1 protein-coding gene is annotated in these 1983 nt (G+C 53.6%); it reads right to left on the reverse strand.

The genetic code is table 11. The annotated features are described in order from the left end of the window. Positions 1-161: 161 nt before the first annotated feature. Positions 162-1508 carry an S-layer homology domain-containing protein gene (locus ACO6BQ_RS12465; protein WP_489121452.1) on the reverse strand — a complete coding sequence of 449 codons (1347 nt, stop codon included), beginning with the start codon at positions 1506-1508 and terminating at the stop codon, positions 162-164. Positions 1509-1983: the final 475 nt, after the last annotated feature.

Consider the following 1983-nt stretch of genomic DNA (forward strand, 5'->3'; position numbering starts at 1 on the left):
CAAGCAGTGTCCATTTTCTACCCCCTCTGTGTCCAGTTTTAGTTTACCACTTCAACGCCCTCTAAAACCTTGAAAAATATCTGCATCTATTGCAGCGGACAGTAAAAATCCCCCTCCAACGATGAAGGGGGGGTGTTTTGAGGCGGGTGCCGCAAGTATTTTTAGAAGAAGAACTCGACGCGACCGAAGAGCTTCTCCGCCTTGTCGTCAGCTGTCGGTCCGACATAGATCTCCTTGCCGCGGAAATATTTCGCCGAGAGCACCACGTTTTTGAAAAGCGTGTAGTCCGTACCAACTTCTACGCCCTTCGTATCCCACATAGCACCGTCGCTTGTCGGGAACGGGGAAGCGAATCCGCCGAGTTTGCGGTAGGCAACATAAGCGCCCCACGATCCCTTATCCTCCGGGTCAGCCCCCTTGTACTCATAGGTGACCTGCCAGGAACTCTTTGCGTTGTCCGCCTTTGTGTTCTCTGCGTAAGCGCCGGAGAGCATTCCCGCGTCGCCGAATCGGACGCCGCCGTTCACAGCCCAGATATCCGCCTTCGTGTTTCTAAGATTCTCGGCTCTGTTGTTAAGATACCGAACCGTATTTCTCCTGTGGAAATGCATCCCTCTGAAATAATTGGAGTCCAGATGGTAGTAGCCCGCCCCCAGCAGGACATTATTCTTGTTATATTGCAGTTCGACGCCCTGATAGTTCGCCACGTCTTCATCATCCGGCAGATTGTGCGCACCATGGCCGCCGCCCGGCGCACCGAACGCATCGTCCAGATCAATGCGGCCGGCCTGCAGTTTGAACTTCAAATCCTTGCCAAAGCTAACCTCGGCACCCGAGAACTCATCGTCGAACACGAGGGCGCCGGGTTTCGCATACGCCTCGGCAGAGAGCAGTTCCATCTTACCGAGTTTCACCTGGAAGTTGCCGTAGTCTCCCTGTGCATAGAGACGTTTAAGCGTGACCTTGTCGCTGTCTTCCTCGCCAGAGTCCTTCTGCATCTTCGTCTCTGCATCAAGACGTGCGTTCACATGCCAGTGGCTGTTAATCTCAGCCGACGGCTGGAGGCGGAACAAAAGGTTGTTGTCGTTCGTCTTTCTGTGATTAAACTTCTTGCGCTGACTCGTATATGTATACTCAAGTTTGCCGTTCCACTTCACCATGTCGGCATTGCGCTCGAGGTTCGAGACGCGGACGCCGAGGTTGTTGAGCTCGTCGGCGAACTCAGCGGCAAGGCGGTCAACGAGCGCGCGATCCGATGCGGACATATCGCCCTTTGCCATCGCCTTTGCAACCATCTGCGCCATCTCGTAACGCGTGATGTTGCGGTCGCCGCGGAACGTGCCGTCGCCGTAGCCCTCGACAACGCCGTCGGCCGCGAGCTGGGTCACGGCGTCGTATGCCCAGTGATCGCGGGGCACATCGGAGAACGGGTTCGCAGCGGCGAACGTGGTGCTTGCCGCACCGACAACAAGAGCCGTTGTCAGCGCGGATACGAGAGTCTTCTTCATGAGAAACTCCTCCTTCTGATAAATAGAACTTTATCGATTTCCAAAAGGAGCGAATTCTCGCTGAAGTATCCTTGTTTCCTTTTCGCGATAGATTCCCAATCTCTTGGAACGATTTCATCATAGCATGCGAATTAACAAATTGCAAGTTTTATGAGTAAAAAATTTTATGTCAGGTTATAATTTCCATCTTATTTTCAGTCCCGGATGCGCGATTTCCCGCGGCGGACGGCCCGATCTCCCGCTCCGTACGGGCTGCGCAAGCCGCCGGTTTTGTTCCGGTTCCGCCCGCAGGAAGCGCCGCGATTCGCCCGCCAAAAAACAAAAACGAGCTCGGCTTACGAAATTCAATCGTTCGCCACGCTCTTTTTTCATGCGAACGATGCGCCGCTGCTCTTGTCACACAAAAGTTTTTCATAGTATAGGAAACGCTGATAAAACACGGATAACAAGGCTTGCGTTATCCACAGGCATCAGT

The organism is Centipeda sp. (in: firmicutes) (assembly GCF_057271695.1).